Below are 14,871 nucleotides of genomic sequence, written 5' to 3'. Positions count from 1 at the left end.
ACGCGGACGCGGTCCCGTCGTTCTCCTCCATTGTGGCGGGTGGGTCGGACAGTCCCCGCCGGGCCGGCTCAGCGCCTGCGGCCCCCGCGCCGGCCGCCGCCGCCGGCGGGTCCGTCGTCCTCGTCGTCGTGCCCGCCGAGCAGCTCGTCGGCCAGCGTCGGCAGGTCGTCGAGCGGGGTCTCCTCCGCCCAGTCCGAGCGACGGCGCTGCCCGCCGCGGCCCCGGGTGTCCCGGGCCTGGGCGTCCTCGGCGGGAGCGGCCTGGTGCGGCGGCTGGAACTGCGGGATCTCGCGCGTGCGCTCGTTGCCGCCCTCGCCCGGGCCGGAGGCGCCGGGCGCGTCGTCCCGTACCTGCGGCAGCACGGCCGTCTCGTCCGAGGGGCGGTACTGCGGCAGCACCGCCGTCTCCTCCGCCTCCCGCTCCTCGGCGGAGATCGGAAGCTCCGCGTCGGCGTCGGCGAACCTCGGCAGGGTCGTCGTCTCCTCGCTGTCCGAGGAGGCCGCGTCCGAAGGGGCCGCGTCGCTCACGGTCGAGGTTCCCGCGGCGGGCGTACCCGAGGCTCCCGGCGCGCCTTCCGCGGCCCACGAGGGACGGCGCCGCGGCACGTCGCGCGCCACGTCGTCGGAGGCGGAGTGCGGTCCGGACCGGCCGTCCGGGTCGTCGTCGCGGTCGTCGGCGCCGCGGTCGTCGTCGCGGTCGTCGGCGCCGCGCTCGTCGTCCCGGCCGCGCCCGGAGTCGGCGCCGGTACCGGAGCCCGAGGAATCGCGGGAGCCCGAGTCGGGGTCCTGCGTCCCGGCGTCCGGCCCGCCGACGACCGGCGTCTGGAGCGTCGTCTCGTTCGGCGACACGTCCGGCTCCCGCTCGGCGGCTGCCGCCGCGGCGGCAGCGGCCTCCTCGGCGGCGCGCCGCCTGGCCTCCTCGGCCTTCAGCAGCGCCTCCTCCGACCTGCGCTGCTTCTCGCGGCGCCGCTCGGCGTCCTCCTGGCGCTGGCGCGCCTCCTCGGCGGCCCGCGCCTTCAGGCGCTCCTGCTCGGCCTCGTAGGCGGCCTGCTCGGCGGCCCGGCGGCGCTCGTCCTCCTCGGCCCGCAGGCGCTCCTCCTCGGCCCTCCTGACCGCCTCCTCGGCCTGCCGCCGCTCCTCCTCCTCGGCACGCAGCCGCTCCTCCTCGGCCCTGCGGCGCTCCTCCTCGGCGCGCTGCCTGGCCTCTTCCTCCTGGCGTTCGATCTCGCGCTGCCGCGCCTCCTCCAGCTCGCGGCGCTTGCGCTCCTCCTCCTCGGCGCGGAGCTTCGCGAGCTGCTCCTGCCGCTCGCGCTCCAGGCGCTCCTCCTCCGCCTTCCTGGCGGCCTCGCGCGCGGCCTCCTCCTCGGCGCGGCGCCTGGCCTCCTCGATCGCGGCCTTGCGCGCCTCCTCCTGGGCCTTGATCTCGGCCTCGGAGAGCGGCAGCAGCCGGTCGAGCCGGTGGCGCACGGTCGTCGTGACGGCGTCGGGGCCCTGGCCCGCGTCGACGACGAGGTACCGCGCCGGATCGGCGGCCGCGAGCGTGAGGAACCCGGTGCGCACCCGCTGATGGAACTCCGCGGGCTCCGACTCCAGCCGGTCGGGCGCCTCCGTGAAGCGCTCGCGGGCCGTCGCCGGGTCGATGTCGAGCAGCACGGTCAGGTGCGGCACGAGGCCCTGCGTGGCCCAGCGCGAGATCCGCGCGATCTCGGTCGGCGAGAGGTCGCGGCCCGCGCCCTGGTACGCCACCGACGAGTCGATGTAGCGGTCGGAGACGACGATCGCGCCACGTTCGAGGGCGGGCCGGACGACGGAGTCGATGTGCTCGGCGCGGTCCGCCGCGTACAGCAGCGCCTCCGCGCGGTTCGACAGGCCCGCGCTCGACACGTCGAGCAGGATCGTCCGCAGCCGCTTGCCGACGGGTGTGGCGCCCGGCTCGCGGGTGACGACGACCTCGTGGCCCTTGGCCCTTATCCATTCGGCCAGCGCCTCGACCTGCGTCGACTTGCCGGCGCCGTCGCCGCCCTCGACGGCGATGAAGAAGCCGGGTCCTGCCGGGACCTGCGCGGGGTCGGATCCCCCGCGGACGGCCTCCAGCAGGTCGTGCCGCAGCGGCACGCCGGAACGGTCGTCGGTCTTGGCCAGGACGACCGCGGCGACCGGCAGCAGCAGGGCACCGGCGAGCATCAGCGTGAAGGCGGCGCCGCCGTGCGCGAAGACGAAGTCGCCGCCGGCCAGGCGGTGCGGCCCGATGGCGGCAGCGACGAGCGGCGCGACGATCGCCGCTGCCGCCATGGCGACCCGTACGACCGCCTGGAGGTGCTCGGTCAGCCGGGCGCGCCGGCGCTCCTCGGCCTGCAGTTCGACGAGAACGTGGCCGGCGTTGGCGGCGACGCCCGCCGAGAAGCCGGCGAGCAGCGCGAGGAACAGGACGGTCGCCGTGTCCGGCACCAGCCCCATCACCAGCAGCGCGACGCCGGTGACGGCGATCGCGAGGACCATCAGGCGGTTGCGCGAGAGGGCGGGCAGCACCTTCTGGCCCCGCCGGATGCCGAGGCCCGTGCCGCCGGCCAGGGCGAGGACGAGCAGCGCGAACGCGACCGGGCCGCCGCCCAGGTCCTTGGCGTCCAGGACGGCGACGGCCACGGCCGAGGTGATGGCCGCGGCGATCGCGCCGCAGGCCAGGACCAGTACCGGCACCACGCCCGTGCGGCCGCGGTCCGCGCCGCCGTCGGCGCGGGTCGCCCCGCCGGCGGCAGCGCCGTCCGTACCCTCCCCGGCCGCCGAACCGGCGGCGGAGCCGGAGCCCTTCGCGGGCCCGGAGCCGGCCGGGGCCGCGACGACCGGCCGCCGCAGTCCCTCCAGCGGGGAGCGGGGACGGGGAGTCCTGCCGTCGGGCAGTTCGAGAAGGGTGAGCGTGGAGACCGACGCGGCGAACAGCCCGGCCGCGACGTACGAGCCGAGCGCGACCTGGTGGAGCGTGAACCACTCGACGCCCGTGCCGATCAGATTGTTGATCAGCGTCGCCACCAGCAGCACGAACGCCGCCGCGGGCACCGCGAGGAACGACGTGCGCAGCGACAGCCGGCGCAGCGCGTCCAGGTGGTCGGGCAGGGGCCGCACCGCGTCGCCCTCGGGCGGAGGCGGCGGCAGGAGGGCGGGCGCGGCGCTGTCCTTGGCCACGGTCCAGAAGCGTTCCGCGACCCCGGCCACGAAGACCGTGCTGAGCAGGATCGGCAGGGCGCGGTCCGGCATCCACGTGATCCACAGCGGTGCGACGATCAGCAGCGCGAGCCGGACGGCATCGGCGACGATCATCGTCCAGCGGCGGTCGAGCGGGCCGCCGTCGCGCGGCGCCCTGCCCGCCTTGGCCTTCGGCCGGGCGGGTGAGGCCGCGCCGAGCGTGGGCCGGGTGTCGCCGGGGGCGATCACCGAGGCGCCGCCGGCACCGGCATCCGTGTGCTCGGGGTGCTCGGGGCTCTCGGACGCCGGCCGGGGCTTCCCGCTGCCCGGTGCGAGCAGCGACGTCAGGGGCCCGAGCAGGACCGCGCCGAACAGCAGCGTCGCGACGACCCGCGCGCCGAAGACGGCGGCGACGGCGAACGCCACGCCCCGGTATCCCGGCCCGAACGAGCCGTCGGTGATGGCTGCCTGGAGGGTCAGCACCACCAGCACAAGCACCGCAAGCACATCGCCGATGGCGCCGGCGAACTGCGCGCCCCAGAGCCGCCTCAGCGGCGGAAGGCGCAGCAGGGAACGAACGGCGCGCTCCCGTGAGTCTGCGGCAAGTGCGTCGTGGTCGGAGGTGGGGCTCACGACCGTTGGCTCGGCTCGCGTCATCCGCCCAGCCTATCGGGACGGTGCCACCTGACGGAGTCCCCGTCCGTACAGATGAACCAATACCTGCACCCGCCCGGGCGGTCCGGCGGTCCTCCGCGGCGTCCCTGGCCCGTTCCGGCCGGTCGGAGCCGGTACCCCGCGTTCCGCGCCGGCCGCGCAGGGCTGATCGACTACGGCGTGTTCATACGAAACTGCCCATACGACCAGATTACGAGCGGATGAGAGCACCGATACGGAGGTGCCGTCACCATCCGTGCGGGGCCGACGCTTCCAGGGTGACGGCGCCCGCCTCCTGACCGGGGTCCTCCCCCTTCACGTCCCGCACGCCCGTACCTCGCGCTCGTACGCCACGAACGGCCGAGCGCCCGACGCGCCGGGGATCGGCGGGCGTCGGGCGCTCCGGGTGCGCTACTCGGCGGCGGGCGGCGGAGGGGCAGCGGCGAGGGGCAGCTCGGGCGGATCGCTGCCCGCCCGCCCGTCCGCGCCGGTTCAGCCGTCCGACTCCTGCGACGAGGCCTGCGCCTTCGCGGAGGCCGCCGTCGTCTTCGCCGCGGCCTTCTTCGCCGTCGTCTTCTTGGCGGCCGTCTTGGCGGTGGCCGTCGTCTTGGCGGTCGCCGTCTTGGTCGCGGCCTTCTTCGCCGTGGTCTTCTTCGCCGTCGACTTCTTCGTGGTGGCCTTCTTCGCCGTCTTCTTGGCGGGGCCCTTCGCGCGCTTCTCCGCCAGCAGCTCGTAGCCGCGCTCGGGAGTGATCTCCTCGACGCTGTCGCCGGTCCGCAGCGTCGCGTTGGTCTCGCCGTCGGTGACGTACGGGCCGAAGCGGCCGTCCTTGACGACGACGGGACGCTCGCTGACCGGGTCCGTGCCCAGTTCCTTCAGCGGCGGCTTGGCCGCGGCGCGACCGCGCTGCTTCGGCTGCGCGTAGATCGCCAGCGCCTCGTCGAGGGTGATGTCGAAGAGCTGGTCCTCCGTCTGGAGCGACCGCGAGTCCGTGCCCTTCTTCAGGTACGGGCCGTAGCGGCCGTTCTGCGCGGTGATCTCGACGCCCTCGGCGTCCGCGCCGACCACGCGCGGCAGGGACATCAGCTTCAGCGCCTCGGCCAGGGTGACGGTGTCCAGCGACATCGACTTGAACAGCGAGGCCGTCCGCGGCTTGACCGCGTTCTTGCCGGTCTTCGGGGTGTCGTCGGGCAGCACCTCGGTCACGTACGGGCCGTAGCGTCCCGCCTTCGCGACGATCGGGTGGCCGCTGTCCGGGTCGACGCCGAGCTCGAAGTCGCCGCTCGGCTTGGCCAGCAGCTCCTCCGCGTACTCGGTCGTCAGCTCGTCGGGAGCCAGGTCCTCCGGCACGTCCGCGCGCTGGTGGTTCTCCGCGTCCTTCTCGCCGCGCTCCACGTAGGGGCCGTACCGGCCGACGCGCAGCATGATCCCGTCGCCGACGGGGAAGGACGAGATCTCGCGCGCGTCGATCGCGCCGAGGTCCGTGACGAGCTCCTTGAGCCCGCCGAGGTGGTCGCCGTCGCCGTTGCCCGCGCCGGAGGCCGCGCCCGCGTCCTCGCCGCCCTCACCGAAGTAGAAGCGCTTCAGCCACGGCACGGAGTGCGCCTCGCCCCGCGCGATGCGGTCGAGGTCGTCCTCCATGCGGGCCGTGAAGTCGTAGTCGACGAGCCGGCCGAAGTGCTTCTCCAGCAGGTTGACCACGGCGAACGAGAGGAACGACGGGACGAGCGCCGTGCCCTTCTTGAACACGTAGCCGCGGTCCAGGATCGTGCCGAGGATCGACGCGTACGTCGAAGGACGGCCGATCTCCCGCTCCTCCAGCTCCTTGACCAGCGACGCCTCGGTGTAGCGGGCGGGCGGCTTGGTCGAGTGGCCGTCGGCGGTGATCTCCTCGGCGCGCAGCGCGTCGCCCTCGGCGACCTGCGGCAGCCGGCGCTCGCGGTCGTCGAGTTCCGCGTTCGGGTCGTCCGCGCCCTCGACGTACGCCTTCATGAAGCCGTGGAAGGTGATGGTCTTGCCGGACGCGGAGAACTCGGCGTCCCGGCCGTCGGCGGAGCGGCCGCCGATGCGGACGGTGACGCTGTTGCCGACCGCGTCCTTCATCTGGGAGGCGACGGTCCGCTTCCAGATCAGCTCGTAGAGCCGGAACTGGTCGCCGGTCAGCCCCGTCTCGGCGGGGGTGCGGAAGCGGTCGCCCGAGGGACGGATCGCCTCGTGCGCCTCCTGCGCGTTCTTGACCTTGCCGGCGTACGTGCGGGGCCTGTCGGGCAGGTAGTCCCCGCCGTACAACTGCGTGACCTGCGCGCGGGCCGCCGAGACCGCCGTGTCGGACAGCGTCGTGGAGTCCGTACGCATGTAGGTGATGAAGCCGTTCTCGTACAGCTTCTGGGCGACCTGCATCGTCGCCTTCGCGCCGAAGCCGAGCTTGCGCGACGCCTCCTGCTGGAGGGTCGTCGTGCGGAACGGCGCGTACGGCGAACGGCGGTACGGCTTCGACTCGACGGAGCGCACCGCGAACGACGCCGACTCCAGCGCCGTCGCCAGCGCCCGGGCGTTCGCCTCGTCCAGGTGGAGGACCTGGTCGGACTTCAGCCGCCCGTCGGAACCGAAGTCGCGGCCCTGTGCCACGCGGCGTCCGTCGACCGACACCAGCCGCGCCACCAGCGTCGACGGGTCGGAGGCGTCACCCTTGCGGCCGGTGCCGAAGGTCCCGGTCAGGTCCCAGTACTCGGCGGAGCGGAACGCGATGCGCTCGCGCTCCCGCTCGACGACGAGGCGGGTCGCCACGGACTGCACGCGGCCCGCGGACAGGCCCCGCATGACCTTCTTCCACAGGACCGGCGAGACCTCGTAGCCGTACAGCCGGTCGAGGATGCGGCGGGTCTCCTGCGCGTCGACCATCCGGGTGTTCAGCTCGCGCGGGTTGGCGACGGCCGCCCGGATCGCGTCCTTGGTGATCTCGTGGAAGACCATCCGGTGGACGGGGACCTTCGGCTTGAGCACCTCCTGGAGGTGCCAGGCGATGGCCTCGCCCTCGCGGTCCTCATCGGTGGCGAGGAAGAGTTCGTCCGACTCGGCCAGCAGCTCCTTGAGCTTGCGGACCTGGGAGCGCTTGTCGGAGTTCACCACGTAGATGGGCTGGAAGTCGTGGTCGACGTCCACGCCGAGCCTGCGCACCTCGCCGGTGTACTTCTCGGGGACCTCGGCAGCGCCGTTCGGCAGGTCGCGGATGTGCCCGACGCTCGCCTCGACGACGTACCCAGGACCCAGATAGCCCTTGATCGTCTTGGCCTTGGCGGGCGACTCGACGATGACGAGTCGGCGGCCGCCGTTCGCGGTCTCGCTGGTCGGGGACAACTTCGTTCTTCTCTCTCCGGTCGACGCTCGACGGGGCCCGGCGCGGGTCCGTACGACTCTTACGACAGTACGGCGCGACGCCACGGGACCCGTGGTGTGGCCCCACTGGGACGCTCCTCCGCTGCGGAGTGTGACGGTACAACCCGCCCCTGTGTCAAACGGCGCATTCCCGCAGCGGCCTCTCGAACCGTAACCCGACTCCCGCCGTTCCTGCCGCCGGGCCCCGCCCCTCGCGGCGCGCGGCCCCGCCGGCGGCGGGGCATCCCGTGCGTTCCGCCCCGCGCCGGGCCACTGCCGGCTCCTGACGCCGAAGGGCGTCGCATCCGTCCCCTTTTCCGCAGGTCCGAGGGGGTAGCGGGCCGGCCGCCAGGCCCTGCGCCGGCCGCGGGGCGGGCCCTGCGCCGCACGTTCCGGTCGCCGACGGGTGCCTGCTCGTGACGGCGCGGCCGGAACGGTTCCGCCACAACGCCGGAACGGTTCCGCCACAACGGCGGAAATCACCTACGCATGACGCACCACGCGCCGGAAGCGACGAAGACCACGCCGGCGAGGACCCCTGGCCTCCGCTCCGGCGGCGGTCACTGCGCACGCCCCCGCCGCCGCGCCCCACCTCGCGCCGGGGCGGCGCACGCCCTGCCGTGCGCCGCCCGCCGACGAGTACCACCGGCGCGCGGAACCGCCTCTTCCGCAGCAAGGTGCACGCCCCTCGGGGCCCCCGGACGGTCCCGGCCCCGTCGCGGCACCCCGGCCACGTCGCGGCGCCCCGGTCACGTCGCGGCGCCCCGGTCACGTCGCGGCGCCCCGGTCACGTCACGGCGCCCCGGTCACGTCACGGCGTCGGCCCTTCGCGGCACCCACGGGGGCCTAGTCGCTCAGCGGCTCCAGGTAGCCCTCCTCCACCAGCAGGCGGATGGACGAGGGGGTGCGGTCCCGCAGGGCCACCGCGTCCTCCTCGACGAGCTGGGCGATCGCGTCGAGGATGCGGCCCGCGCTGAGCGTCCCGTCGCAGACGCCCGCGAAGCCCGCGCCGACGGTGTCCACCTTGGTCGCCCGGCGCATGCCCCGGTGCTGACGGAGCACCACGTGCTCGGGGTCCTCCGCGCCGGGCAACCCGACCTGTTCCTGCACCACTTCGGACGCCAGCGTGAACCGCCCCTCCAGCAGCGCCGCGTCGTCGTGCGCGCGCAGGTAGTCCTGGCGGGCGAAGTGGGAGCGCACGGTGTCGCCGAGGGGCTGCTCCACGGAGTGCGGCCAGTCCTCCACGACGACGGAGGGGTGCTCGGCCCCGCTGCGGTGCAGCGTGATCCAGCCGAAGCCGACGGACCGCGTCTTGCGCGCCTCGAACTCGTCGAGCCAGGAGTCGTACAGACGGGCGTACCGCTCCGGGTCGGACGTCTCGTGCTCGCCGCTGTCGCGCAGCCACAGCTCGGCGTACTGCGTGACGTCCTGGACCTCCCGCTGCACGATCCACGCGTCGCAGCCGCGCGGCACCCAGGAGCGCAGGCGGTCCTGCCACTCCTCGCCCTCGACGTGCTCCCAGTTGGCGAGGAAGTGCGCGAACCCGCCGTCGGCGAGATGCGCACCGGCCTGCTGGACGAGGGTGCGGCACAGGTCGTCGCCGGCCATCCCGCCGTCCCGGTACGTGCGCCGGGCGCCGTCGCGGTCCGGCCCCGCCGGGGAGATCACGAACGGCGGATTGGACACCACCAGGTCGAACGTCCGGTCCCCGACCGGCTCGAACAGCGAGCCCGTCAGCAGCTCGGCCTCACCTGCCCCGGAGAGCGCGAGGGTCAGGCGTGTGAAGGACAGCGCCCGGGGGTTCAGGTCCGTCGCCGTTACGTGCCCGGCGTGGCGGGAGGCGTGCAGGGCCTGGATGCCGGAGCCCGTGCCCAGGTCGAGGGCCGATTCCACCCGCGTACGGACGGTGAGCCCCGCGAGCGTCGTCGAGGCGCCGCCCACCCCGAGCACGACAACCTCCCCGCGGCCGCTCGCGCCCGTGGCCCCGCCGACGGCGCAGCCGAGGTCGGAGACGATGAACCAGTCCTCTCCCTCCGGACCGCCGTAGGGCCGGATGTCGACCGTGGCGCGCGCCCCCGCGCCGGCCCCGTCCGTCCCGTCCGTCCCGTCCGTCCCGTCCGCCGCGTCGGGGACGAGCCAGCCGTCGGCCAGCGCCTCGTCCAGCGGCAGCGCGGCGCGGGCACGCTCCAGGGGCACGGTCTGCTGGAGCAGAAACAGCCTCACCAGCGTGTCGAGCCGGGTCGCGCCGCGGGTGGCGCGGAGGGCTGGGACGGTCTCGCTGCGCGCCAGCGCGGCGTACGCGGGCGCGCCCAGCAGGTCGAGCAGGCCGTCGACGGTGAACTCCGCGGCGAGCAGGGCTTCGCGAAGCCTGTCCGCGCGGTCGGGTACGGGAAGACTGGTGGCACTCACCCTGACATTGTGACCGCCGCCACTGACAGCGGCCCGCAAGGGCCCGCCCCCGGGGCGTGCGAGCCGGGTGGGCCCACGGCCGGCGACCCGCCGGGGCCCCGGCGCCGCGGCTCTCGCGCCGGGGTGCCGTGGTCCCGCGGACGAGGTGCAGTGGCTCTGCGGCCGGGCCGTCCGAGTTCACTCGTGGCGGGTACGGGCCGGCGCCCGGCCCTCAGCCACGGGGTGCGTCCGACACAGGCCGGCGCCCGCCCGGCGGGCGGGGCCGACGGCAGGTGCCGGGCGCGGCCTAGGAGGCCGTGGAGGCGCCGGAGGCGGACGGGGTGCTCTTGCACCCCGGCTGCTTGGCCATGGCGGTGCCCAGGTCGCCGGACTGGAGCTTGCGCAGCGCCGAGTCGCCGGTGGAGCCGATCTTCCCGAGCTGTGTGGACACGTCGCCCAGCTGCTGCGCGAACTTGGCCTGGTCCTTGGTCTCCAGCGCGTCGACCTGCTTCTTGAGCTGGGCGTACGCCGCCGAGGTCGCGTCGAGCTCCTTCTCCGCGGCCTGCTGCGTCTTGGCGCCGTCGTCCACGGGCGGAGCGCCGGCCGACTTCACGGCGGAGGCCAGGGCCGCGTACGCGTTGGCGTTGCTCTGGAAGGCGGCCGAGTCGACCTTCTTCACGTCGTCGGGCGAGCTGGCCGTGGACGTGGCCTTGACGATCGACGCGTTGGCGTCGGATATCGCCTTGCGCTGCGGCTGCACCTTGTCGCAGAAGCCCTTGGCCCAGTCGTTCACCTTGGCGTCGTCGTTGCCGCAGCCGGACAGCGCCAGGAGCACCACCGCGCCACCGGACAGTGTCGCCGCTAGCTTCTTGTTCACTGAATCGGTCCCTTCCGAGGCTCTCGGCCCCGGAACTTACACGGCGTCCGACCCCTTCCTCCGCCCCCGCCGTCCCATCCGTTCCCGCTTGGGCCGATATGCACCGCAGGAGAGACACCTCACGCTACCCACGGGTACAGATGTTCAGCCCTTCACCCGATCGAGGGAGGGGCGCCGGCGCTCGGACCCCCGCGAGCGGTCCGGCGGGGGCCGCCGGCCGGGAGTGCGGGAGTGATCGTCGGCAGGGGCGGGCGATCACGAGAAACCCCGCGCCGGGGGAGCCCGGCACAGGGGAAACCGGGACAGCCAGACAAAGGATCGAATACCGGAACAGATCGCGGCAGAGGCGGACGTCGACACGGCCAGGCGCAGGGGCGGGAAACAAGGAAAGAGGCCCTGCTCACAGGACCTCTCCTCGTCGCGCGAACCCGGGCCGCCACAAGCCGGTGGCGCGAACCGGGTCGCCTCAGACCAGCGGGATCGCCGCGGCCGTCGGCCAGCTCATGCGGATCACTCCGCCGTCGGCGCCGGACGTGACCTTCACGTCGTCGACGAGGCCGCTGATGACCGCAAGCCCCATCTCGTCCTCGCCCTCGGCGTCCGCATCGTGTCCGTCCGCGCCGGGGCGCGCCTCGGGCACACCCGCGGCCGAAGCGCCGGAACCCGGCACATCGTCGCCGACCTCGATGGAGAACGTCTTCTCCTCCTCGGTCAGCACGACCTTGACGGGGGACGTGATGCCGTGACTGCGGTGCAGTCCCACGGCGCGGCTGCATGCCTCACCGACGGCGAGCCGCACCTCGTCGAGCACAGCCTCGTCGACTCCTGCCCGCCGCGCCACGGCAGCCGCCACGAGGCGGGCCGTCCTGACATGCTCCGGCTGGGCGCTGAAGCGGAGTTCAACGGTGGCCATTCGGATCCCCCTCGAACATACGAGCGTGCACTCTCCACCACTTCCACGGGCTTGCGGGCGTGGGACCCGGGCATGATCGCCCGGCTCCCCAGCCCATTCCTCCGGAAGCCGCTGCCGACGTCAGTCGGTGGCGGCCACGGCCTCGTCCACCGTGGTGTGGATCGGGAACACCTTGGTGAGACCCGTGATCCGGAAGATCTTGAGAATGCGCTCCTGGTTGCAGACGAGACGCAGCGAGCCCTCATGGGCACGGACCCTCTTGAGTCCGCCGACGAGCACGCCGAGCCCGGTCGAGTCGAGGAAGTCCACGCCCTCCATGTCGACGACCAGGTGGTAGCTGCCGTCGTTCACCAACTCCACCAACTGCTCGCGCAGCTTGGGCGCGGTATATACATCAATCTCGCCACCGACCTCGACGACCGTACGGTCGCCTCCAGGGCCGGACACGTTGCGAGTCGACAGGGACAGGTCCACGGATCCTCCAGCACCTTGCTATCGAGCGGTCGCCCCTCGGGTCTCCCCGACGGAGCCAGGGGACGTATCGCCAGCCGCGATGGCATTCAATCACTTACCAGCAGCCATGCACGACGCCTTGGGGCCATTGTCCCGCACGCCAGTGACACACTCGATGCCGATGGCCAGGAATCACCACCCCAATGGCCCCGCCCGGAGCGGGGACGACCGCCCCTCCCCGGACACGGTCCTCGACCGGCTCGCCGCAGGGGCGGGCCGGGCTGCGCGCATCACCCATACGGAGCACCTGCCCCCGCGCCCCGGCCGTCATGCAGTCTGGCCGGACCGCATTCGGCCCGAGGTCGTCGCCGCCGTCCAGCGCGCCGGAATCGAGCATCCCTGGGCCCACCAGGCCGAGGCCGCCGAGCACGCCCTCGACGGCGAGTCCGTCGTGATCGCGACGGGTACCGCCTCGGGCAAGTCGCTCGCGTACCTGGCGCCCGTGCTGACCACGCTCCTGGAGGGTTCGGAGGCGCCGAACGGCCGCGGCGCCACAGCCCTGTACCTGGCGCCCACGAAGGCCCTCGCCGCCGACCAGCGGCGCGCCGTGCGCGACCTCGCCGCCCCGCTCGGCACGGCCGTACGCCCCGCCGTCTACGACGGGGACACCCCCGTCGAGGAGCGCGAGTGGGTCAGGCAGTACGCCAATTACGTCCTGACCAATCCCGACATGCTGCACCGCGGGATACTGCCCTCCCATCCGCGCTGGGCGTCGTTCCTGCGCGCCCTGCGCTACGTCGTGATCGACGAGTGCCACACTTACCGGGGCGTCTTCGGTTCGCACGTCGCCCAGGTCCTGCGGCGGCTGCGCCGCGTGTGCGCCCGTTACGGAGCGCACCCGGTCTTCCTCCTCGCCTCCGCCACCGCAGCCCAGCCGGCCGTCGCCGCGGGCCGCCTCACCGGTCTGCCCGTGCGCGAGGTGGCCGACGACGCCTCGCCGCGCGGCGAGGTCGTCTTCGCCCTCTGGGAGCCGCCGCTCACCGAGTTCCACGGCGAGAAGGGCGCCCCCGTCCGCCGTACCGCGACCGCGGAGACGGCCGACCTCCTCACCGACCTGACGGTGCAGGGCGTGCGCACGGTCGCCTTCGTGCGCTCCCGGCGCGGCGCCGAGCTGATCTCCGTGATCACCAAGGAGCGTCTCGCCGAGGTCGACCGCTCCCTGCCGGGCCGGGTGGCCGCCTACCGGGGCGGCTACCTGCCCGAGGAACGCCGCGCCCTGGAGGCCGCCCTGCACTCGGGCGAACTCCTCGGCCTCGCGGCCACCACCGCCCTGGAGCTCGGCATCGACGTCTCCGGCCTCGACGCCGTGCTGATCACCGGCTATCCGGGCACGCGGGCCTCCCTGTGGCAGCAGGCCGGCCGCGCGGGCCGCTCCGGGCAGGGCGCCCTGGCCGTGCTGGTCGCGCGGGACGACCCCCTGGACACCTTCCTGGTCCACCACCCGGAGGCGCTGTTCCAGCAGCCCGTCGAGTCGACCGTCCTCGACCCCGACAACCCCTACGTCCTCGCCCCGCACCTGTGCGCCGCCGCGGCCGAGCTGCCCCTCACCGAGCAGGACCTGCCGCTGTTCGGGCCCGCCGCGGCGGACGTGCTGCCGCAATTGGAGGCGGCCGCGCTGCTGCGGCGACGCTCTTCCGGCTGGTACTGGACCCAGCGCCGCCGCGCCGCCGACCTCGCGGACATCCGCGGCTCGGGCGGCAGCCCCGTCCAGATCGTGGAGGCCGGCACGGGCCGCCTGCTGGGCACGGTCGACGAGGCCGCGTCCCACACGGCCGTCCACGACGGCGCCGTCCACCTGCACCAGGGCCGCACGTACCTCGTGAAGCAGCTGGACCTGGCCGACTCGGTGGCCCTCGTCGAGGAGGCGAACCCGCCCTACTCGACGACGGCCCGGGACACGACCGCGATCTCCGTCCTGGATACGGAGACCGAGATCCCCTGGGGCGACGGGCGCCTGTGCTACGGCTCGGTCGAGGTCACCAACCAGGTCGTCTCCTTCCTCCGGCGCCGCCTCATCACGGGCGAGGTGCTCGGCGAGAGCAAGCTCGACCTCCCGCCGCGGACCCTGCGCACCAGGGCCGTGTGGTGGACGGTCACCGAGGACCAGCTCGACCGGGCGCGCGTCAATCCCGAGCAGCTCGGCGGCGCCCTGCACGCCGCGGAACACGCATCCATCGGACTCCTCCCGCTCTTCGCCACCTGCGACCGCTGGGACATCGGCGGCGTCTCCGTGCCCCTGCATCCCGACACCCTGCTGCCGACGGTCTTCGTCTACGACGGACACCCCGGAGGCGCGGGCTTCGCCGAGCGCGCCTTCCACACGGCGCGCTCCTGGCTCGCCGCGACCCGCGAGGCGATCGCCTCGTGCGAATGCGAGGCAGGCTGCCCGTCCTGCATCCAGTCGCCCAAGTGCGGCAACGGGAACGACCCCCTGCACAAGCGCGCCGCGGTGCGGCTCCTGGGAGAACTCCTCAGGAGCGCCCCCGAGGACCGGGCGCCGTCCGAGGCCGCGCAGGGCGCCGGGGACACCGCGGGCGACGCGGAGGCGCCGGTTGCCGGGACCGCACCGGCTGGGGGCGGAACTCCGGGCGCCGGGGAGGGCCCGAGCGCCGGGGTCTCACCGTCCGAGGCCTCCGGGCAGGCCGGACGTGACCGGGCCGCGGCGGGGACCGCCGATGCCCGGACGGCCGGCAGGGCGACGAGCCCGGCGGTCGCGGACGAGCCCGCCGCTCCGTAGGCGCCCGCGCGCCACAGGTCTGCGAGCGGTATCGCGCCACGCCGGTTCCAGGGCGGTCTCAACCGCTCGGCCCCGGTCCGGCACGCGCCCGGACCGTGGGGCGGAACGGGCCCGTTCCGGCCTCCACCGCCACGTCCGCCACCTCCCCCTCGATCGTGCAGCGCGCGAGCCTGGCGCCCTGCGCGGCCGCCACACGCCCTGCCGCCCCGCAGGCGGCCACCGGGCCGGTCAGGGC

General features: G+C 74.2%; 7 protein-coding genes. 1 reads left to right on the top strand and 6 read right to left on the bottom strand.

Annotated elements, in window-relative coordinates; translation table 11 throughout:
• Nucleotides 1-68: 68 nt before the first annotated feature.
• The 6 genes from tmk to L1885_RS11505 all read right to left on the bottom strand — a co-directional run bounded on the left by tmk (nt 69) and on the right by L1885_RS11505 (nt 11,860).
• The gene (gene tmk / locus L1885_RS11530; protein WP_235796968.1) at nt 69-3,836 is read right to left on the bottom strand and encodes a dTMP kinase; all 3,768 of its coding nucleotides are present in this window, start codon (nt 3,834-3,836) and stop codon (nt 69-71) included.
• 489 nt (nt 3,837-4,325) lie between these two features.
• Entirely contained in the window at nt 4,326-7,190 is a 2,865-nt protein-coding gene (gene topA / locus L1885_RS11525; protein ID WP_235796967.1) for a type I DNA topoisomerase, read from the bottom strand.
• Nucleotides 7,191-8,054: 864 nt separating this feature from the next.
• On the bottom strand, nt 8,055-9,617 hold the full coding sequence (locus tag L1885_RS11520) for a DUF7059 domain-containing protein (protein WP_235796966.1): 1,563 nt from the start codon (nt 9,615-9,617) through the stop codon (nt 8,055-8,057).
• Nucleotides 9,618-9,903: 286 nt separating this feature from the next.
• Complete coding sequence (locus L1885_RS11515) at nt 9,904-10,473, bottom strand: small secreted protein (protein WP_235796965.1); 570 nt, start codon at nt 10,471-10,473, stop codon at nt 9,904-9,906.
• 466 nt (nt 10,474-10,939) lie between these two features.
• Nucleotides 10,940-11,386 (bottom strand): ATP-binding protein, encoded by a 447-nt coding sequence (locus L1885_RS11510; RefSeq protein WP_235796964.1) that lies wholly within the window; start codon nt 11,384-11,386, stop codon nt 10,940-10,942.
• Nucleotides 11,387-11,506: 120 nt separating this feature from the next.
• Nucleotides 11,507-11,860, bottom strand: coding sequence for an STAS domain-containing protein (locus L1885_RS11505; RefSeq protein ID WP_003967428.1), 354 nt, complete (start codon nt 11,858-11,860; stop codon nt 11,507-11,509).
• A 160-nt stretch (nt 11,861-12,020) separates the two neighbouring features.
• Between L1885_RS11505 and sftH the strand changes: the two genes are divergently transcribed.
• On the top strand, nt 12,021-14,636 hold the full coding sequence (gene sftH / locus L1885_RS11500; RefSeq protein WP_505016773.1) for a DNA 3'-5' helicase SftH: 2,616 nt from the start codon (nt 12,021-12,023) through the stop codon (nt 14,634-14,636).
• Nucleotides 14,637-14,871: the final 235 nt, after the last annotated feature.

It is taken from the genome of Streptomyces fuscigenes (assembly GCF_021556455.1).
GTDB classification, from domain to species: domain Bacteria; phylum Actinomycetota; class Actinomycetes; order Streptomycetales; family Streptomycetaceae; genus Streptomyces; species Streptomyces fuscigenes.
This window is presented reverse-complemented; position numbering and strand designations above follow the sequence as displayed.